Here is an 18,332-nt window from a genome sequence, read left to right as displayed (position 1 = left end):
GGCGCAACGGCCCGGCAGGCGCGTCGCCGCGCCACAGGCGGGATAAAGCGCGCGGCAGCGCTCGATCGGCTCAGCCCCTGCCCAGGCCCAGCGTCACCTCGCGCAGCCAGGCCACGAATTCGCGCTGGTTCTCGGCCCGCTTGCGCACCTCGTCCGGCGTGATCGCCGCGCCCACCACGGGCCTCTGCGGACGATGACAGGCATGCACCACCTCGTGCAGCAGCAAGCCCTGCCGCACGGTCGCCGAAACCCGGTTGGCGATCTGGTAGGCGCGCGAATTCTGCCCGGGAAAGAACACCGGCACCACCGTCGCGCCCGAGCGCAGGATCATCTTGGCGGTGAACGGGTTCCATCCCCGCTCGACGGCCGGGCCGAACAGCGTGTCGCTCGACGCCACGACACCCGACGGGAACAGCACGATCACACCGCCCTTTTTCAGATGCGCCATCGCGCGGGCGCGCATCTCCAGCCCCTGCTCGCGCGCGTCCGCCTCGTGCGGGAACGGCACCGGGATCATGAATTCCTCGATCTCCTCGACACCGGTCAGCAGCGACCGGGTCAGGATCTTGTAATCGGTGCGCACCCGGCCGATCAGTTCGGCCAGAACCATCCCGTCGATCAGCCCGTGCGGATGGTTCGCCACGATCACCACCGGCCCCTTCGCGGGGATGCGGGCGATCTGGTCGGGCGGCGTCTCCAGCGTGATGCCCATGATGTCCAGGGCCTGCGCCCAGAACGCCTGGCCGTCGGCCGGTCCCATGCGCTCGAAGCGCCGCACCATGCGCAGCAGCGTCAGCTTGCCGGTCGCCCATTCCAGCGCCCGGATCGTGTTCGACTTCCATGGATTGGTGAAGGTGTTGGCGTAGCTCAGCTTGCGCTTGTCATAAGGCACCGGTTGCGGCGCCGTGACACCGGGCGCACCCGTCGTGGCTCGGGAACTGTCCACCATCCCAACCGGTTCCTCGCTTCGTGTCCCGACGCGCCCGCCGCCTCCCCGGCGCGCGCGTTCAACACCCCTCGCCGAACCGGTCGGCCACCAGCGCCTCGAGAGCGTCTGCCAGCGCCTCGGCGTCCGGTCCGGATGTCTGCACTTCAATAGAGGTTCCTTTGGAAGCTGCCAACATCAAAAGCCCCATGATGCTGTCGCCCGAGGCCGACAAACCGTCGCGCGACACCTCTGCCGTCGCGTCGAACCCCTCGACCACTTCCACCAGCTTGGCCGAGGCGCGGGCGTGCAGGCCCTTTTCGTTGATGATCTTCAATACGCGGTGCACGGATGTCGTCATGGCGAAACGGTCTTTCTGAGCGAATGAGTCAGGGTCGCGCGGCCTTCTCGGGCGCGACGTTCTGGAAATCGATATACTTGCGGCCCGCCTCCAGCGCGCTGCGAACCGCCTCGGATAGCGGCTTCTGGCGGGACTTCGCCAGTTTGATCAGCATCGGCAGATTGGCGCCGTACAGGATGCGGCGGTTTTCCGGCCGGCAGGCGAGCAGGCTCAGGTTCGACGGCGACCCTCCGAACATGTCCGTCACGATCACCACGCCATCGCCCTTGTCGACGGTGTCCGCCGCGATGCAGATCTCGGCCTCCTTCGCCGCGCGGTCGCAATCCGCATCGATCGAGATGGCCATCATGCCGGGCTGCGCACCCACCACATGCTCGACCGCCGCGAGGTATTCCCGCGCCAGTCCGCCATGGGCAACAATCACGATTCCGATCACTCCGGGGCCTTTCCGGGTTCTGTCTCTGGGCCGCCGCCTGCCGGTCGCGGCGCGGCAAGGCCGCGGCGATCCAGCTCGCGATGCCTAATTGACACCTGCCAGCCGCGCTCTGCAAGGGTGCGCGCAACCCGTTCGGTCACCGCGACCGAACGGTGTTGCCCGCCGGTACACCCGAAGCCGACGGAAAAATGCGCCTTGCCCTCTTCGCGATGCGCCGGCAGCACGAAGTCCAGCAGCGCCCTCACCCGATCCAGGAACCCGTCGAACCTCGGGTCGGCGGCGACATAGGCGGCGACCGGGGCGTCAAGCCCGGTCAGGCCGCGCAGATCGGGTTGCCAATGCGGATTGCGCAGGAACCGGCAATCCAGCGCCATGTCGATGCCGTGCGGCAGGCCGCGCTTGTAGGAAAACGAATGCAGCGACAGCGCCATGCGCGGGCCTTCGCTGCGGCCGAACCAGCCCTCCAGTTCCGCCCGCAGGTCCTGCACCGTCAGCTCGGTGGTGTCGATCAGGATATCGGCGCGGGCCCGGACATCCTCGAGCAGCCGCAACTCGCGGTCGATGCCGTCGGTCGGCGCCTCGGCCGGTGCCAGCGGATGGCGGCGGCGGGTCTCGGAATAGCGCCGGGCCAGCACGTCGGGCGCGCAATCGAGATACAGCAGGTCGACGGTCAGCGCCCCGTCCAGCGCCAGCGCGTCGGTGACGTCCAGCAGCGCCCGGGCCGAGAAATCGCGGTTGCGCACATCGATCCCCAGCGCCAGCGGCCGGCCCAGCGCGCCGGGGCCGTCGATCAGCCGCGGGATCAGGCTCAGCGGGATGTTGTCGATCGCCTCATAGCCGCAATCCTCCAGCGCATCGATCGCAGAGGACCGCCCGGCGCCCGACGGTCCGGTCACCAGCACAACGCGTTGGCCCGGGGCCGCTTTGTGCGCCATGTCACGCTCTCCGATCGCGCCTGAGATATTGTACCAGCGCCGCGGGAAAAGTGGGGGACGCGGATTTGTGAAGCAAGGGTAGCGTCACGTTAAGCAGAACGGTGTGGCGTTGCGGCGGCAGGCGATCGGTCTCTTCATGGTCCAGATCCAGCACCGCGACCAGCTCCGCGCGTTCGACCGCGTCGGCCCCCAGCAGGCCCAGCCCGCGCGCCTCGATCAGGCCCCGCAGCGGCGCGGGGGCCGACGCCGTCAGCCCGCCGGCGCCATCGTGCTCGATCACGACCCGGTCATCGGCCACCAGTTGCGCGCCGCGCGCCATCATCTCCAGCGCCAGTCCCGACTTGCCGCGGCCCGACGCGCCGCGGATCAAAAGCGCCCGGCCCTGCACGGCGACGGCGGTGGCGTGCAGGATCAACGGGGTGTCGGACATGGATCGGGATCAGACCGGCAGGCCCACGACAAAGCGGGCGCCCAGCGGTTCCGAGGTCGAATCCGCCTCGGTCGGGCGGATGTTCTCGGCCCAGATCACGCCGCCATGCGCCTCGACGATCTGCTTGGAAATCGCCAGGCCCAGGCCGGAATTGTTGCCGAAATCGTCACCGGGCCGCGAGGTGTAGAAGCGCTTGAAGATCTTCTCCAGCGCCTCTTCGGGGATGCCGGGGCCGGTATCCTCGACCACGACCAGCACCCGGTTCTCGCGGCGCCGGGCCCAGACCCGGATCGCATCGCCATCCTCGCAGAAACTGATCGCGTTGGTGATCAGGTTGACGAAGACCTGCGCCAGGCGCGGCTCCAGCCCGTTGATGCGGATCGGCCGTTTAGGCAGGTCGGTGATGAATTCCACGCCCTTGGCCTTGGCCTCTTCGCCCAGGAACTGCACCAGGTTGCCCAGCATCTCGAGTAGGTTGAACTCCTGCTCTTCTTCCTTGACCAGCTCGCTGTCCAGCCGCGAAGCATTCGAGATGTCGCTGACCAGCCGGTCCAGCCGGCGCACATCGTGCTCGATCACGTTCAGCAGCTTTTCGCGGTGCTCTTCCTTCTTGACCATCCGCAGGCTGCCAACGGCCGAGCGCAGGCTGGCCAGCGGGTTCTTGATCTCGTGCGCGACATCGGCCGCGAATTGCTCGTTGCCGTCGATCCGGTCGTACAGCGCCGACACCATGCCACGCAGCGCGCCCGACAGCCGGCCGATCTCGTCGGGCCGCGCCGTCAGGTCGGGGATGCGGATGCGCCCCGGCGCCACGTTGCGGCGGTTGCGGTCGCGGCCGATCTCGGCGGCGTCGGCCAGGTCGGAAATCGGGTGCGCGATGGTCGATGCCAGCACCAGGCTCAGCCCGATCGACACCAGCGTGGCGATCACGAACATCTGCAGCACCCGTTCGCGCTCGGCGCGCACCGCGGCGTCGATCTCCTCGGCTTCGGCGACCATGGCGATCGTGCCGACGATCGACGCCCCCTGCAGCACCGGTGCAAGCGCGGTGAACTCGGTCCGGCCATCGGCGCCGACCATCGAATCGACGCGCGTGACCGCCGGGTCGCCGGCCTCGATCATGCGGCGGATGCGGTCTTCCAGAACCAGGTCCGGTCCAGTTGCGAAATACGTGAAAAAGCCCGCGACGTTGCGCCAGGCCGAGTTGAGGAAATCCGAAATCACCGTCGGCGGCTCGGTCTCGCCACCCAGCTTCATCAGCGGCGGCAGCCTGCCCTGGACATCGCCCACCAGGAACCCGCCGGCGTCGAACACCAGCACCTGGGTGCCGGCGCGCAGATCCAGCCCGGCCAGCGTCGCGCCCACGTCCAGGCCGCGTTCCGCGCCCAGGCTGACCGGCTGTCCGACGCTCAGCTGGGTCTCGAACACGTCCGCGATCAGCTCGACCTCGGCCTGCATGGCGTTGGCGCGCTGGATCGCCAGCGAATCCCGGGCCGAATTCAGCCAGAAGATCCCCGCCACCAGCACGTTGAGGGCGATCAGGTTGAACGTGATGATCTTGCGCGTCAGCGGCGACCGGTTCAGGGAAAAAAGGCTGCGCCGCGCACGGCTGTCGCGCAGCTCCTTCTCCACGATCCGGTCGGGCGCCACCCAATCGTCACCCAGCACGACATCGGCGTCGCGTCGGCTGTCCTCCGGGTCGTTGCGCAGGGAAATCCTCTCGGCCAGTGCCATCGTCACTCTTCGTTGTAACGATACCCGATACCGTAAAGCGTCTCGATGGCCGAGAAATCGTTGTCCACCGACCGCATCTTCTTGCGCAGCCGCTTGATGTGGCTGTCGATGGTGCGGTCGTCGACATAGACCTGGTCGTCATAGGCGACGTCCATCAGCTGGTCGCGCGACTTGACGAAACCGGGACGCTGCGCCAGCGCCTGCAGCAGCAGGAATTCGGTCACCGTCAGCGACACGTCCTGGCCCTTCCAGGTCACCGAATGGCGCAGCGGGTCCATCGACAGCGACCCCCGCACCATCAGCTTGGTTTCCTCGGTATCGCCCACGATATCGCCGCTGATCGCCTCCTGGCGGCGCAGCAGGGCGCGGATGCGTTCCACCAGCAGGCGCTGGCTGAACGGCTTCTTCACATAGTCGTCCGCCCCCATGCGGAGACCCAGAACCTCGTCGATCTCGTCATCCTTCGAGGTCAGGAAGATCACCGGCATCTTGGATTTCTGCCGAACCCGCTGCAGCAGGTCCATGCCATCCATGCGCGGCATCTTGATGTCGAAGACGGCCATGTCGGGCATCTTCTTGTTGAATGCGTCCAATGCGGCCTGGCCGTCATTGTAGGTTTCCACCTCGAACCCTTCAGCTTCGAGAGTCATCGATACCGATGTCAGGATATTCCTGTCATCGTCCACGAGGGCGATTTTAGACATTGAACTGTCCTTGTACTGCTCTGGTTGCCTGTGTTTTTTCGCGAGTATGGGCGATTTTTCGCTTTGCAACAATCCCAAACTGCGAATCAGGCAACCGGTCCAGCTTTATTTGACGGCAATATTGCAAACGAACCGCTAAACGGACTCGCCGAACGCGCAAGCGGTCGCCGATGCTATCGCTAACCGCGACTTGGTTGCGCTAACTGCGCGGATGCGTCCTGTTCATCGCCAAAATCGACATGTTAAAGGACCGATACGGGCGGCTGCGTCCGGCATCCCGAACAACGAAGCGCATGTCAGCGCGGCGACAGGAGCAACAAAATGACATTTGGACGGGTCAACCCGCAATTCCGGCTCGAAGATCAGGGGATCGAGGGGCTCGGCAATGTCTATTACAACCTGATGGAGCCGGCGCTGATCGAGGCGGCGCTCAAACGCGGCGAAGGCACGCTGGGCAAGGGCGGCGCGTTCCTCGTCAGCACCGGCAAGTTCACCGGCCGCTCGCCCAAGGACAAGTTCATCGTCAAGACCGACAGCGTCGCCGACTCGATCTGGTGGGAAAACAACGCCCCCATGACGCCGCAGGGCTTCGACGCCCTGCATGCCGACATGCTGGAACACATGAAGGGGCGCGACTATTTCGTGCAGGATCTCGTCGGCGGTGCCGATCCGGCCAATGCCATCGACGTCCGGGTGATTTCCGAACTGGCCTGGCACAACCTGTTCATCCGCCACATGCTGCGCCGCCCCGACCGCGAGGATCTCGACAGTTTCACCGCCGATTTCACCATCATCAACTGCCCCAGCTTCCAGGCCGACCCGAAAAAGCACGGCTGCCGGTCGGAAACCGTGATCGCGATGAATTTCGACAAGAAGCTGATCCTGATCGCCAACACCGAATATGCCGGCGAGAACAAGAAATCGGTCTTCACCCTGCTGAACTACCTGCTGCCGGCCAAGGGCATCATGGCGATGCATTGCTCGGCCAACCACGCCACCGGCAACCCGGTCGACACCGCCGTCTTCTTCGGCCTGTCGGGCACCGGCAAGACCACGCTGTCGGCCGATCCCGACCGCACCCTGATCGGCGATGACGAACACGGCTGGTCGGACCGCGGCACCTTCAACTTCGAAGGCGGCTGCTATGCCAAGACGATCAACCTCTCGCCCGAGGCCGAGCCGGAAATCTACGCCACGACCGAAAAATTCGGCACCGTGATCGAGAACATGATCTTCGACCCGGAAACCTTCGAGCTGGATTTCGAGGATGACAGCCTGACCGCGAACATGCGCTGCGCCTACCCGCTGCACTACATCGCCAATGCCTCGAAAACCGCGCTTGGCGGGCATCCCAAGAACATCATCATGCTGACCTGCGACGCCTTCGGGGTGCTGCCGCCGATCGCCCGGCTGACGCCCGCGCAGGCGATGTATCACTTCCTGTCCGGCTTCACCTCCAAGGTCGCCGGCACCGAACGCGGCGTGACCGAACCGGAACCGACCTTCAGCACCTGCTTCGGCGCGCCGTTCATGCCGCGCCGCCCCGAGGTCTACGGCCAGCTCCTGCGCGACAAGATCGCCAAGCACGGCGCGACCTGCTGGCTGGTCAATACCGGCTGGACCGGCGGCGCCTACGGCACCGGCCAGCGGATGCCGATCAAGGCGACCCGCGCGCTGCTGCATGCCGCGCTCGACGGCGCGCTGGCCGATGCCGAGTTCCGCAAGGATCCGAATTTCGGCTTCGAGGTGCCGGTCGAGGTGGAAGGCGTGCCGCAACTGCTGCTCGACCCGCGCAAGACCTGGGAGGACAGGGCCGCCTACGACGCCCAGGCCGCCAAGCTGGTCCACATGTTCGCCGAAAACTTCGCCCAGTACCTGCCCTTCATCGATGACGACGTGAAGGCGGCGGCGATCGGCTGATGCCGGTCCGGCGGCGCATCGCGATTCACACCCTCGCCGTTCTGGCGGGGGTGTTTTCGTTTGCCGCCGCCGCCGCGCAGAACCGCGTCACCGACCCGCTCAGGCTCGTCGACCACGGCGTGATCTGCGACGTCACGATCACCGGCCGGCAGGACGCGCCGCTGACCGAAAGCGGCACGATGAACCTGGTCGATCAGGGCCGGCAGATCGACGTCACCACCCGCTTCGTGCCGATGCGGCCAGGGCTCAGCTTCGGTCTGCGCACCCGGCTCGCCGATGGCAGCGCGCCGATCGAGGCCGACATCGTCGTCACCCATCCGCCGATGTCGACCGGCACCACGACGCAAAGCTGGCCGGCCCGGATGACCGATGGCGCCACCGCGCTCAACCTCTTCACCTTCGAACACGACCACGAGATGGTGCCGGGCCTTTGGACCTTCTTCGTGCTCGACCGCGGCACCGTGCTGGCCGAACAAGGCTTCGTCGTCGGCCCCGACAGCAGCGCCCCCGACGTGCTGGCCACCTGCTTCGGCGATGCGCTGACATCCTGACCCCGCGAAGCCACGCTGGATCTGGCATCTGTCCACACATGATCCACAACTTATTGCGGTCTTCGCAAATATTTCGCTTTACACGGGGCGCCCCCCACAGGCACCATATCTGGTATAAGGGTTCGGGGATGATCCCCAGACACCCGAACAGGCACCTAGCGCTTGGGGCGCTGATGCGCTCCGTCTCTAGGAAAACAATGAGGTGGCAGCATGGCCCTTTCCGAGCAGTACCTGACGGAAGACCTTCATCCCATCGACATCGTCGAACACATCGCCGAGGTCCAGGAATGGGATTTCGACCGCATCGCCGACGACCAGATCGCGATGGCCATCGAAGGGCAATGGCGCACCTACTCGATCACGCTGGCCTGGTCGCATTACGACGAAACCCTGCGTCTGATCTGCACCTTCGAGATGGAACCGCCGCAGGACCGCATCCCGGCGCTCTACGAAGGGCTGAACGCGATCAACGACCAATGCTGGGCGGGCGCCTTCAGCTATTGGGCGAAACAGCGGCTGATGGTCTACAAGTACGGCCTTGTCCTGTCGGGCGGCCAGACCGCCTCGCCGGAACAGATCGACACGATGATCACCGCCGCCGTCCTGTCGGCCGAACGCTATTACCCCGCGATCCAGCTGATGGTCTGGGCCGAAAAATCGCCCCATGACGCGCTTCAGATCGCGATGGCCGAAGCCTACGGGCGCGCCTGACCGGAAATTTTCCGCCAGTCCCTTGGCGACACGCCCCGTCGTTCTATTTCCCCGGCGGACCGGCGCCTGAACAGCCGGCCCGCCGCAGCCATTGCCCCGCGCGCGTCTGCGGCGTAACAGGAAAGAATGCAGGGACAGAACGACACAATGAAGACGTCCGATCTCGCGCATCGCGGCCTGGTCATGCTGGGCTGCGGCAAGATGGGAAGCGCGATGCTCGAAGGCTGGCTGGCCCGTGGCCTGCCCGCCTCATCGGTCTGGATCACAGACCCCAACCCCTCGGATTGGGTCCGCAACCAGCACACCCACCTCAATGCCGACCTGCCGCCGGACCCGGCCGTCGTGCTGATCGCGGTCAAGCCGCAGGTCATGGCCGACGCGCTGCCGGTGCTGAAACCGCTGGGCAACCGCGACACGCTGTTCCTGTCGGTCGCCGCCGGCATTCCGATCGCCACCTACGAGACGATGCTGGGCGCCGAAACGCCGGTCATCCGCGCCATGCCGAACACCCCCGCCGCGGTGGGCCAGGGCATCACCGCCATCGTCGGCAACGCCAGGACGACCGAAGAACACATGGCCGGCGCCGAACAGCTGCTCTCGGCCGTCGGCTCGGTGGTGCGGCTGTCCGACGAAGGCCAGATGGACGCCGTCACCGGCCTGTCCGGCTCGGGCCCGGCCTATGTCTTCCACCTGATCGAATGCCTGGCCGCCGCCGGCACGGCGCAGGGTCTGGCCCCGGATCTGGCCATGGCGCTGGCCCGCGAAACCGTCGCGGGCGCCGGCGCTCTGGCCCGGCAATCGCACGAAACGCCCGAACAGCTGCGCCGCAACGTGACCTCGCCGGGCGGCACCACCCAGGCCGGGCTCGACGTGCTGATGGACCCGACCTCTGGACTTTCGCCGTTGATCCGGGCCACCGTGGCCGCGGCGACGAAACGGTCCAGAGACCTTGCGAATGGCTGAGATCACCTTCGACGACTTCCTCAAGGTCGACATCCGCGTGGGCCAGGTGACCCGCGCCGAACCCTTTCCCGAAGCGCGCAAACCCGCGATCAAGCTGTGGGTCGATTTCGGCCCCGAGATCGGCGAACGCAAAAGCTCGGCCCAGATCACCGAACATTACTCGCCCGACGCCCTGGTCGGCCGCCGCGTGCTGGCGGTGGTGAACTTTCCGCCCCGCCAGATCGGCCCGGTCAGGTCCGAGGTGCTGGTGCTGGGCGTCCACGACGATGCCGGCGCGGTGGTGCTGGCCGTGCCGGACAAGGACGCGCCGCTGGGCGCGCGACTGTGTTGACCCGGCTTCTCATCACCCGCCCGCTTCCCGACAGCGTGATGGACGCCGCCCGCGCCCGCTTCGACGTCACCGCGCGGGACCGGACCACGCCGCTGTCGCGGGATGACATGACCGCCTCGCTGCGCGATTTCGACGCCGTGCTGCCGACGCTGGGCGATCTCTACTCCGCCGACATCTTCGCCGCCGTGCCGCAGCCCCGCGCCCGGCTGCTGGCGAATTTCGGCGTTGGCTATAACCATATCGACGTCGCCGCCGCCCGGGCCGCCGGCATCGCCGTCACCAACACCCCCGGCGCCGTCACCGACGCCACCGCCGATATCGCGCTGACGCTGATGCTGATGAGCGCCCGCCGCGCCGGCCAGGGCGAACGGCTGGTGCGCGCCGGGCAATGGCAGGGCTGGCACCCGACCCAGATGCTGGGCCTGCACCTGACCGGCAAGACCGTCGGCATCGTCGGCATGGGCCGGATCGGACAGGCCATCGCGCGGCGCTGCCATTTCGGTTTCGGCATGGCGGTCGCCTATGCCTCGCGCTCGGAAAAGACGCTGGATTTCCCGGCGACCCGGCACGCCGACGCGGTGGCGCTGGCCCCTCACGTGGATTTCGTCGTGATCGCCGTCCCGGGCGGCGCCGCGACGCATCACCTGATCGGCGCGCGGGTTTTCGCCGCGATGCGCCCGCATGCCCGGCTGGTCAACATCGCCCGCGGCGACGTGGTCGACGAGGCCGCGCTGATCGCCGCGCTTCAGGCCGGGCGGATCGGCGGCGCGGGGCTCGATGTCTACGAGTTCGAACCAAAAGTGCCGGAGGCGCTGATCGCGCGCGACGACGTCGTGCTGCTGCCCCATCTCGGCACCGCCGCGCTGGAAGTGCGCGAGGATATGGGCCGCATGGCGCTGGCCAATCTCGTGGCCTTCTTCGACGGCGCCCCCCTGCCCAACCCGGTCTGAGGCGGCAGCCGCGGGCCTGCGTATTTTTGAAAGAGAAGAAGCCGGGGGTGACGCGAGGCCGGGCTTGACCTTTGCCGCCCCGTGCGGTTCGTGGAAAGACGTCTGCGGAGGACTTCGATGTTTCAGCCAGCGATCACCGGCCACGGGGTGTTCACCCCCGACCAGATCATCACCAATGACGAACTGGTCGCCGCCTTCAACGCCTATGCCGATCTGTGGAACGCCGAACATGCCGGGGCGATCGCCGCGGGCACGGCCGAGCCGATGGCGCATTCCAGCGCCGAATTCATCGTCTCGGCCTCGGGGATCGAACAGCGGTTCGTGATGGACAAGGACGGCGTGCTCGACCCCACCCGGATGTATCCGAAACTGCCCGTCCGTCCCGACGATGCGCCCGGCATCATGGCCGAGATGGGGCTGGACGCGGCGCGCAAGGCGCTGGCCATGGCCGGCCGCGACGGTGCCGGGATCGACCTGGTGATCTGCGCCGCCTCGAACCACGAACGCGCCTACCCCGCCATCGCCATCGAGATCCAGAAACTGCTGGGCGCGGGCGGCTTTGCCTTCGACATGAACGTCGCCTGTTCCTCGGCCACCTTCGGCATCCAGGCCGCCGCCGACATGGTGCGGTCGGGCAGCGTCCGCCGCGCGCTGGTCATCAGCCCCGAGATCTGTTCCGGCCACCTGGAATGGCGCGACCGCGACTGCCACTTCATCTTCGGCGACGTCGCCACCGCGGTGCTGGTGGAACGCGCCGAGGACGCGCAGGGCGCGCATTTCACCATCCACGGCACCCGCTGCGCCACCGAGTTTTCCAACAACATCCGCAACAACGCGGGCTTCCTGCGCCGCACCCACGACCAGATGGAAGACCGCCGCGACATGCAGTTCATGCAGAACGGCCGCAAGGTGTTCAAGGAGGTGCTGCCGATGGTGTCGTCGCACATCCTCGGTCACATGGCCGACGCGGGCTGGACGGCGGACGACCTCAAACGGGTCTGGCTGCACCAGGCCAACAAGACGATGAACGATTTCATCGGCCGCAAGGTGCTGGGCCGCGAGCCGGAACCGGGCGAACAGCCCAACATCCTGCAGGACTACGCCAACACCTCGTCGGCGGGCTCGATCATCGCCTTCTCCAAGCATTCCGACGACCTGTCGCCGGGCGACAGGGGCGTGATCTGCTCGTTCGGCGCGGGCTATTCGGTGGGCTCGGTGCTGGTCGAGCGCGGCTAGGGGCGCAGACGCCCCGTCGGCGCCGCATGGCCGGCCCCGGCCCGACCCGCCCCGGGCTGCGGAACCGGCGAAGACCGCTTCCAATTCGCGGTCGGGTTCACTAGCCTGGGGCTCTCGGCAATAAAGGCATTGCGCGCTGCTGCTGAAGTAAACGGAGCCCTCCGTTTGCGAGTGGGCCGGAAACCGGCCGACGACGCGCAAGCCAGAGCTCCACCCACACAGACGGACGGCACGCCGTCCATGCCGAAAGGGGAGAGCCGATGCTCAGAAACGATCAACTCGATCAATGGGACCGGGACAGCTTTTTCCACCCGTCCACGCATCTCGCCGAATTCGCGCGGGGGAACCTGCCTCAGCGTGTCGTGACAGGGGGATCGGGCTGCTACATCCAGGACCGTGACGGCACCCGACTGCTTGATGCCTTTGCCGGGCTTTATTGCGTGAATGTCGGCTACGGGCGTTCCGAAATCGCAGACGCGATCGCGGAACAGGCCAAGGAACTGGCCTATTACCACGCGTATATGGGCCATGGCACCGAAGCCTCGATCACCCTGGCCAAGATGATCCTGGACCGTGCGCCATCGCACATGTCCAGGGTCTATTTCGGACTTTCGGGATCGGATGCCAACGAAACCAACATCAAGCTGGTCTGGTACGCCAACAATATCCTGGGACGGCCCGAGAAGAAAAAGATCATCTCTCGCTGGCGCGGTTATCACGGGTCGGGCCTGGTGACGGGATCGCTGACCGGGCTCGAGCTTTTTCACAAGAAATTCGATCTGCCCTTGCCCCCGGTGCTGCACACGCAAGCCCCCTATTACTTCCGGCGGCCCGACCGCTCGATGAGCGAAGCGGATTTCGTCACCCATTGCGTCACCGAACTGGAACAGCTGATCGAAACGCAAGGCGCAGACACGATCGCGGCTTTCATCGGCGAACCGGTGCTGGGCACCGGCGGGATCGTTCCACCGCCCGACGGCTATTGGCCCGCGATACAAGCCGTGCTCGACAAACACGACATTCTCCTGATCGCCGACGAAGTCGTGACCGGATTCGGACGCCTGGGGTCGATGTTCGGCTCGGACCATTATGGCATGCGTCCGGATATCATGACGATCGCCAAGGGGCTGACATCGGCATACGCACCGCTATCGGGGTCGATCATCTCGGAAAAGCTCTGGTCCGTTCTCGAACAGGGGACCGACGAAAACGGCCCCATCGGCCATGGCTGGACGTATTCGGCCCATCCCGTCAGTGCTGCGGCGGGGGTCGCCAACCTGCAACTCATCGACGCGCAGGATCTCGTCGCCCAGGCAGGCGCGGTCGGCGCCTACCTGAATGCCGCCATGGCCGACGCCCTGAAGGGGCATCCCCATGTCGGCGAAGTGCGCGGCGAAGGCATGCTGTGCGCCGTCGAATTGGTCAGGGACGCCGATGCGTCGGTCTTCTTCGGCGCGGATGAAAAGGTCGGACCACGTGTCGCCGCGCATATGCTCGAACATGCCAAAGTCATCGCACGGGCCATGCCGCAGGGCGATATCCTGGGGTTTGCGCCTCCATTCTGCCTGACGAAAGGGCAGGCCGACGAAATCGTGGCCGCGACGGTGCAGGCGATCGCGGCGACGCTGCAATAGCACAGACGCAAGAAAAACGGACCGCGGACATGTGCGCAGCCACAGCCCATGTCCGCGCAGCCCCGCGAACCCGCCGCCGTCAATCCCCCACGGCCTGGCGCCAATGCCGCCGGCACAGGCTGACATAGGTCTCGTTGCCGCCGATCTGCACCTGCGCGCCGTCGCGCAGCACCCGGCCCTCGGCATCCTGGCGGATCACCATCGTCGCCTTGCGCCCGCAATGGCAGATCGTGCGCACCTCGCGCATCACGTCGGCCAGCGCCAGCAGCGTCGCCGAGCCCGGAAACAACCCGCCGCGGAAATCCACCCGCAAGCCATAGGCCATCACCGGCACGTCCAGGTCGTCGACCGCGCGGGCCAGCTGCCAGACCTGCTCGGGCGTCAGGAACTGCGCTTCGTCGACAAACACGCAGGCCACCGGCCCGGCCTCCAGCCGCGCCGCGATCCGCGCGAACAGGTCGTCGCCGGCCGAATACAGATCGGCCTCGCGCGACAGCCCGATGCGCGACCCGATCACGCCCTTGCCCACCCGGTCGTCCAGCGCCGCGGTCAGCAGATAGGTGTCCATCCCGCGTTCGCCGTAGTTATGCGCCGCTTGCAACAGCAGCGTCGATTTCCCGGCATTCATGGTCGAGTAGTGAAAGTGCAGCTTGGCCATGGCGCCATCTCTTGCCGCAGCGCCGCGCTTTAGGCAAGGCACGGCGCGTTGTCTGGCCTTGGGGCGAACCCCGGGGGTCACGGGCCGACAACGCGCCGTCTAGGCGTCAACGGCATCCACGTTCTGGGGAGATGGGATGCCGGTCACTCTTTACAGCCGCGTTTTCGCGGTCTGGTTTGTATGTGACATTTCCCGCGCAAGGCATTAATGGGAAATCCCATCGGGGGTTCCCCGCCGGGTTTCGCGGGCAAGAGGAAAGCGGATGTCAACGGTCGGACGGTATCTGAAGAAACACACCGAGGCGCTGGTCAAGGATGTCGGCATCGAAGCGGCATGCGAATTGACGGGCAAGTCCAAGGCGACGCTCGGGCGCTATTATTCGGACTATCCCGAACATGCCGACCGCTTCATGCCGGTCGATGCCGTCGCCGCACTGGAAGAGGCGGCCTCCTACCCGCATGTCACCGCCGCCCTGTCCGAACTCAAGGGCATCACGCTCAATTTCGACGAATCCCGCCGCGATAACGCGCCGCGCGTCGGCGGCGTGAATTCCGACGTGATCGCGCTGTCGCAGCGCTTCGCCATGCTGATGGCGGAATACCAGCAATCGATCGAGGACGGCGTGATCTCGGCCAACGAAGCCAAGCGCCTGCTCAAGGAAACGCTGGCGATCCAACAGGTGCTGATCGACATGAAGATGCACCTCGAAGAGGAACAGGCCTAGCCGCGGCCGGCCCCGGGGCGCAGACAGGACACCGACGGATGACCTTCTTTCCCGGCTTCGCGCCCTTCCGCATCGCCACGTCCGGCGCAGAAATCGCCGGGGTGACCGGCGGCTCGGGCCCGCCGCTGCTGCTGCTGCACGGCTATCCGCAAAGCCATGTGCTCTGGCACCGGGTGGCGCCGCTGCTGCAGGACGCCTTCACCCTGGTGATCGCCGATCTGCGCGGCTACGGCGCCTCGTCGAAACCGCCCAGCGCGCCCGATCACGCACCCCATTCCAAGCGCGCCATGGCGCAGGACATGGTCGAGGTGATGGCGCATCTGGGCCATGCGCGGTTCGACATCTGCGGCCATGACCGCGGCGGGCGGGTGGCGCACAGGCTGTGCCTGGACCACCCCGAAACGGTCCGCCGCTGGTCGGTGCTCGACATCGCGCCCACGCGCGAGATGTACCGCGCCACCGACGAAACCTTCGCCCACCGCTACTGGCACTGGTTCTGGCTGACCCTGCCCGCGCCCCAGCCCGAACGCATGATCGCCGCCGACCCGCAGGCGTTCTGCCGCTTCAAGCTGGGCCAGGGCCGCGCCGGGCTGGCACCGTTTTCGGATGCCGCGCTGGCCGAATACATCGCCCACATGTCCGACCCCGCCACCGTCCACGCGATGTGCGAGGATTACCGCGCCGCCGCCAGCATCGACCTGGCCCATGACGATGCCGATGGCGACCGCAAGGTCGCCGCGCCGCTGCTGGCGCTCTGGGGCGGGCATGGCGTGATCGAGGAATGCTTCGACTGCCTCGCGCTCTGGCGCCGGCGCGTCGACACCGTGTCCGGCGCCGCGCTGGAAGGCGGCCATTACCTGCCCGAGGAATGCCCGCGCGACGTCGCCGACCGCCTGCGCGCCTTCCTGCTGGACGGCTGAGCGCATCGCGGCCGATGACGCGACAGCCCCCGACCGCAGCAGACCTGCTTGCCGCCACGCAAGACCGGCTTGCCGCGCTGCCCGGCCTGACCGGCGGTTTCCTGACCGACCCCACCATCGCGCCGCTGCACGGCGGCGTCCTGCTGCGCGCCCGGTTCGACACCGCCCGCTTCGACCCGGCGCTGTTCGCCCGCCTCGCCGTCGACCGCCCCGCGCGGCTGGACCGCGCCGTCGACAAGCGGCTGGCCGAATATCTCGCCGGGCGCTGCCTGGCGCGCTTGTCGCAACAGGCGCTCGGTTTTGCGCCGCGCCCGGTGCCCGCCGCCGCCAGCCGCGCGCCGATCTGGCCGCCGGGCCTGTCCGGCTCGATCAGCCATGCCGCCGGTCAGGCCGCCTGCCTGCTGCTGCCCCGCGATGACGCCACCCCCGGCCTCGATCTCGAATCCATCGCCGCCGGCCGCGCGCTGGAAGCCATCGACAAGACCGCGCTCAGCGATGCCGACCGCGCCCATCTCGCCGCGCTGCCCGACCCCGCCATCGCGGCGACCTTGTGCTTTTCCGCCAAGGAAAGCCTGTTCAAGGCGCTCTTCCCCACCGTCGGCCGCTTCTTCGGCTTCGACGCCGCCGAGCTGGCCGCCCCGCCCGGCGACGGCACGCTCACCCTGCGCCTCACCCGCCCCCTGCACGGCACCCTGCCCCCGGGCCGCTCCTTCGACCTGCAGTACCGGGTCGCCCCGCCGCATGTCCTGACCTGGATGGTCTTCACGCCCGCCGCATGATCGCGCACGGGTTGCCGTCAGCCCTGCCGCGCAATCTTGCCTTGCGGCCGCCGCCCCCGCAGAATGGCCCCATTCAAGACCGGGACCATTGCCATGACCGACGATCCTTTCCTCGACCTGCCCGCCGACGCCCCCGACCCCGATGGCATCCTCGCCCGCAACCCCGAAGACATCCGCGACCTCGCCGCGATCCACGGGCTCGATTTCCTGCATTCCGTGCGCAGCGTCTGGTTCCAGTCCGGCCCGCCCGTCGAACAGGCCATCGAACACCGCATCCTGTCCGACAGGACCGACGAAACCGTCGACGCGATGGAACACGCCACCGCATTCCTGCGCGACCTGCCGCACGCCCTGCGCTATGACCTCTCGGAACCCGGCAGGGCGACGCCCACCGCCAAGGCCCGGGCCTTCGCGCTGGCCGCCCAGCCCGCCGCGCAACAGGTTCTGACGCTCTGGGAACGCTTGTCCGGCCTCTACTCGGTCCTGCCGCCGCACCCGGCCGACGTCACCGTCTACCTGCCGTTCTTCGACTACCAGGTCGCGCCGTCGGTGGAAAAGGCGCTAACCGTCGCGGTCAAGGCCGGCCGCACCGACAGCCAGACCGTCAAGCTCAGCGCGACGATCAAGAAGATCGGCCTGATCGGCACCGGCTCGCGCAGCAAGACCTGCACCTTCGACGGCCAGCCCCGCGACCACGCCTACCAGGTCGTGCTGCCCGCCCGCCTGCGGCTGCGCCGCTACCAGGGGCCGATGCAGGCCGATATCCGCTATTCCGTCCGGCTGGTCGACATCGACACCGCGACGCTCTTCCCCGCGGGAGATCCCGACTACGTCGCTCTCAACCCCGGCATGCCCGTCAGGTCCGACTCGCGCTTCCTCAACGCCGATGCCATCGGCGACACGGTCATCGAAACGCTGCAGAAATCCGAAGGCATCGAAGCGACGCTGTCCCATTCCCCGCAAACCGGCGTCACGCTGGGCCTGGAATACAAGACAGAAACCCGCTCGGACGTCACGGTCACATACCGCAAGGCCCGCGACGACCGCCTGATGCGCCGCCAGTTCTACCAGCTGGAAGGCCATGTCGAAATCTACCCGGCCGCCTGAGCGACCCGACCCCCGCAAAACGCTGCATTCGAGCCGCGCCCCCAGCGCCCGCAAAACGGGCTGCCCCGCGCCAGCCCACCCCGCTGGAATGACTGGGGTGCGGACGGTGCGGTCTTTCGGCAGAAGAGCGACAAGCCGCGCATTGCCGGGCCGCGGTGCGGCGATCAACCGTCGGCATTGGGCGCTTTATGTCAGCCAAGTGCGGACAATACCCGAGCCTTGCGCTGGTGGTGACAAATCGCCGTGCCGGGGGGCGGCCCGGCGATGCGCGGCGCCTTCGGCGCTATTCGCGCAAGGGGGATATCCGCCAAGGGCTCAAACCC

20 protein-coding genes are annotated in these 18,332 nt (G+C 66.9%); 12 read left to right on the top strand and 8 right to left on the bottom strand.

The genetic code is table 11. From position 1 onward, the window contains the following. Positions 1-70 precede the first annotated feature (70 nt). The 7 genes from KUH32_RS08455 to KUH32_RS08425 are packed head-to-tail and all read right to left on the bottom strand — an operon-like array spanning position 71 to position 5,525. On the bottom strand, positions 71-949 hold the full coding sequence (locus tag KUH32_RS08455; protein ID WP_217777598.1) for a lysophospholipid acyltransferase family protein: 879 nt from the start codon (positions 947-949) through the stop codon (positions 71-73). Positions 950-1,007: 58 nt separating this feature from the next. Beyond that, the gene (locus tag KUH32_RS08450; protein WP_217777597.1) at positions 1,008-1,286 is read right to left on the bottom strand and encodes an HPr family phosphocarrier protein; all 279 of its coding nucleotides are present in this window, start codon (positions 1,284-1,286) and stop codon (positions 1,008-1,010) included. Between the two features lie 28 nt (positions 1,287-1,314). Continuing rightward, complete coding sequence (locus KUH32_RS08445; protein WP_217777596.1) at positions 1,315-1,722, bottom strand: PTS sugar transporter subunit IIA; 408 nt, start codon at positions 1,720-1,722, stop codon at positions 1,315-1,317. Then, positions 1,719-2,657, bottom strand: a complete 939-nt coding sequence (gene rapZ, locus KUH32_RS08440) for an RNase adapter RapZ (RefSeq protein WP_217777595.1) — start codon at positions 2,655-2,657, stop codon at positions 1,719-1,721. The genes KUH32_RS08445 and rapZ overlap by 4 nt, the downstream gene beginning before the upstream one ends. A gap of 1 nt (position 2,658) precedes the next feature. Next, positions 2,659-3,087 carry an HPr kinase/phosphorylase gene (locus KUH32_RS08435; protein ID WP_217777594.1) on the bottom strand — a complete coding sequence of 143 codons (429 nt, stop codon included), beginning with the start codon at positions 3,085-3,087 and terminating at the stop codon, positions 2,659-2,661. A 9-nt stretch (positions 3,088-3,096) separates the two neighbouring features. After that, positions 3,097-4,821: a sensor histidine kinase gene (locus KUH32_RS08430; protein ID WP_217777593.1), complete on the bottom strand. Its 1,725-nt coding sequence runs from the start codon at positions 4,819-4,821 to the stop codon at positions 3,097-3,099. Positions 4,822-4,823: 2 nt separating this feature from the next. Beyond that, on the bottom strand, positions 4,824-5,525 hold the full coding sequence (locus KUH32_RS08425; RefSeq protein ID WP_217777592.1) for a response regulator transcription factor: 702 nt from the start codon (positions 5,523-5,525) through the stop codon (positions 4,824-4,826). 321 nt (positions 5,526-5,846) lie between these two features. Between KUH32_RS08425 and KUH32_RS08420 the strand changes: the two genes are divergently transcribed. The 8 genes from KUH32_RS08420 to KUH32_RS08385 all read left to right on the top strand — a co-directional run bounded on the left by KUH32_RS08420 (position 5,847) and on the right by KUH32_RS08385 (position 13,821). Beyond that, entirely contained in the window at positions 5,847-7,445 is a 1,599-nt protein-coding gene (locus KUH32_RS08420; protein ID WP_217777591.1) for a phosphoenolpyruvate carboxykinase, read from the top strand. Then, complete coding sequence (locus KUH32_RS08415) at positions 7,445-7,996, top strand: DUF3859 domain-containing protein (RefSeq protein ID WP_217777590.1); 552 nt, start codon at positions 7,445-7,447, stop codon at positions 7,994-7,996. The genes KUH32_RS08420 and KUH32_RS08415 overlap by 1 nt, the downstream gene beginning before the upstream one ends. A 210-nt stretch (positions 7,997-8,206) precedes the next feature. Further along, positions 8,207-8,707, top strand: a complete 501-nt coding sequence (locus KUH32_RS08410) for a type III secretion system chaperone family protein (protein ID WP_217777589.1) — start codon at positions 8,207-8,209, stop codon at positions 8,705-8,707. 147 nt (positions 8,708-8,854) lie between these two features. Then, positions 8,855-9,670: a pyrroline-5-carboxylate reductase gene (proC, locus tag KUH32_RS08405; RefSeq protein WP_217777588.1), complete on the top strand. Its 816-nt coding sequence runs from the start codon at positions 8,855-8,857 to the stop codon at positions 9,668-9,670. Continuing rightward, positions 9,663-10,001, top strand: a complete 339-nt coding sequence (locus tag KUH32_RS08400) for a tRNA-binding protein (RefSeq protein WP_217777587.1) — start codon at positions 9,663-9,665, stop codon at positions 9,999-10,001. The genes proC and KUH32_RS08400 overlap by 8 nt, the downstream gene beginning before the upstream one ends. Further along, positions 9,998-10,951, top strand: a complete 954-nt coding sequence (locus KUH32_RS08395; RefSeq protein WP_217777586.1) for a 2-hydroxyacid dehydrogenase — start codon at positions 9,998-10,000, stop codon at positions 10,949-10,951. The genes KUH32_RS08400 and KUH32_RS08395 overlap by 4 nt, the downstream gene beginning before the upstream one ends. Positions 10,952-11,068: 117 nt before the next feature. Further along, on the top strand, positions 11,069-12,187 hold the full coding sequence (locus KUH32_RS08390) for a beta-ketoacyl-ACP synthase III (protein WP_217777585.1): 1,119 nt from the start codon (positions 11,069-11,071) through the stop codon (positions 12,185-12,187). A 260-nt stretch (positions 12,188-12,447) separates the two neighbouring features. Next, the gene (locus tag KUH32_RS08385) at positions 12,448-13,821 is read left to right on the top strand and encodes an aspartate aminotransferase family protein (RefSeq protein WP_217777584.1); all 1,374 of its coding nucleotides are present in this window, start codon (positions 12,448-12,450) and stop codon (positions 13,819-13,821) included. 79 nt (positions 13,822-13,900) lie between these two features. On the opposite strand, the gene KUH32_RS08380 is transcribed toward KUH32_RS08385, so the two are convergent. Next, positions 13,901-14,479, bottom strand: coding sequence for a thymidine kinase (locus KUH32_RS08380; RefSeq protein ID WP_217777583.1), 579 nt, complete (start codon positions 14,477-14,479; stop codon positions 13,901-13,903). 262 nt (positions 14,480-14,741) lie between these two features. On the opposite strand from KUH32_RS08380, the gene KUH32_RS08375 reads away from it, so the two are divergent. The 4 genes from KUH32_RS08375 (at position 14,742) to KUH32_RS08360 (ending at position 18,009) form a co-directional block, all read left to right on the top strand. Continuing rightward, complete coding sequence (locus KUH32_RS08375) at positions 14,742-15,203, top strand: hypothetical protein (protein ID WP_217777582.1); 462 nt, start codon at positions 14,742-14,744, stop codon at positions 15,201-15,203. A 38-nt stretch (positions 15,204-15,241) separates the two neighbouring features. Further along, a complete protein-coding gene (locus KUH32_RS08370) occupies positions 15,242-16,123 on the top strand; it encodes an alpha/beta fold hydrolase (protein WP_217777581.1) in 882 nt (293 codons plus the stop codon). A gap of 14 nt (positions 16,124-16,137) precedes the next feature. Further along, positions 16,138-16,902 (top strand): 4'-phosphopantetheinyl transferase family protein, encoded by a 765-nt coding sequence (locus tag KUH32_RS08365; protein WP_217777580.1) that lies wholly within the window; start codon positions 16,138-16,140, stop codon positions 16,900-16,902. A gap of 93 nt (positions 16,903-16,995) precedes the next feature. Next, on the top strand, positions 16,996-18,009 hold the full coding sequence (locus KUH32_RS08360; protein ID WP_217777579.1) for a hypothetical protein: 1,014 nt from the start codon (positions 16,996-16,998) through the stop codon (positions 18,007-18,009). The last annotated feature ends 323 nt before the right edge of the window (positions 18,010-18,332 follow it).

It is taken from the genome of Thalassococcus arenae (genome assembly GCF_019104745.1).
In the GTDB taxonomy this organism is placed as follows: domain Bacteria; phylum Pseudomonadota; class Alphaproteobacteria; order Rhodobacterales; family Rhodobacteraceae; genus Thalassococcus_B; species Thalassococcus_B arenae.
Note: the sequence above shows the minus strand (reverse complement) of the source record. Positions and strands in the feature narration are given on the sequence as shown.

Coding starts and splice junctions, on each gene's coding strand:
- KUH32_RS08455 (WP_217777598.1), bottom strand. CDS start 949: ATGGTGGACAGTTCCCGAGCCACGACGGGTGCGCCCGGTGTCACGGCG.
- KUH32_RS08450 (WP_217777597.1), bottom strand. CDS start 1,286: ATGACGACATCCGTGCACCGCGTATTGAAGATCATCAACGAAAAGGGC.
- rapZ (WP_217777595.1), bottom strand. CDS start 2,657: ATGGCGCACAAAGCGGCCCCGGGCCAACGCGTTGTGCTGGTGACCGGA.
- KUH32_RS08435 (WP_217777594.1), bottom strand. CDS start 3,087: ATGTCCGACACCCCGTTGATCCTGCACGCCACCGCCGTCGCCGTGCAG.
- KUH32_RS08430 (WP_217777593.1), bottom strand. CDS start 4,821: ATGGCACTGGCCGAGAGGATTTCCCTGCGCAACGACCCGGAGGACAGC.
- KUH32_RS08425 (WP_217777592.1), bottom strand. CDS start 5,525: ATGTCTAAAATCGCCCTCGTGGACGATGACAGGAATATCCTGACATCG.
- KUH32_RS08420 (WP_217777591.1), top strand. CDS start 5,847: ATGACATTTGGACGGGTCAACCCGCAATTCCGGCTCGAAGATCAGGGG.
- KUH32_RS08415 (WP_217777590.1), top strand. CDS start 7,445: ATGCCGGTCCGGCGGCGCATCGCGATTCACACCCTCGCCGTTCTGGCG.
- KUH32_RS08410 (WP_217777589.1), top strand. CDS start 8,207: ATGGCCCTTTCCGAGCAGTACCTGACGGAAGACCTTCATCCCATCGAC.
- proC (WP_217777588.1), top strand. CDS start 8,855: ATGAAGACGTCCGATCTCGCGCATCGCGGCCTGGTCATGCTGGGCTGC.
- KUH32_RS08400 (WP_217777587.1), top strand. CDS start 9,663: ATGGCTGAGATCACCTTCGACGACTTCCTCAAGGTCGACATCCGCGTG.
- KUH32_RS08390 (WP_217777585.1), top strand. CDS start 11,069: ATGTTTCAGCCAGCGATCACCGGCCACGGGGTGTTCACCCCCGACCAG.
- KUH32_RS08385 (WP_217777584.1), top strand. CDS start 12,448: ATGCTCAGAAACGATCAACTCGATCAATGGGACCGGGACAGCTTTTTC.
- KUH32_RS08380 (WP_217777583.1), bottom strand. CDS start 14,479: ATGGCCAAGCTGCACTTTCACTACTCGACCATGAATGCCGGGAAATCG.
- KUH32_RS08375 (WP_217777582.1), top strand. CDS start 14,742: ATGTCAACGGTCGGACGGTATCTGAAGAAACACACCGAGGCGCTGGTC.
- KUH32_RS08370 (WP_217777581.1), top strand. CDS start 15,242: ATGACCTTCTTTCCCGGCTTCGCGCCCTTCCGCATCGCCACGTCCGGC.
- KUH32_RS08365 (WP_217777580.1), top strand. CDS start 16,138: ATGACGCGACAGCCCCCGACCGCAGCAGACCTGCTTGCCGCCACGCAA.
- KUH32_RS08360 (WP_217777579.1), top strand. CDS start 16,996: ATGACCGACGATCCTTTCCTCGACCTGCCCGCCGACGCCCCCGACCCC.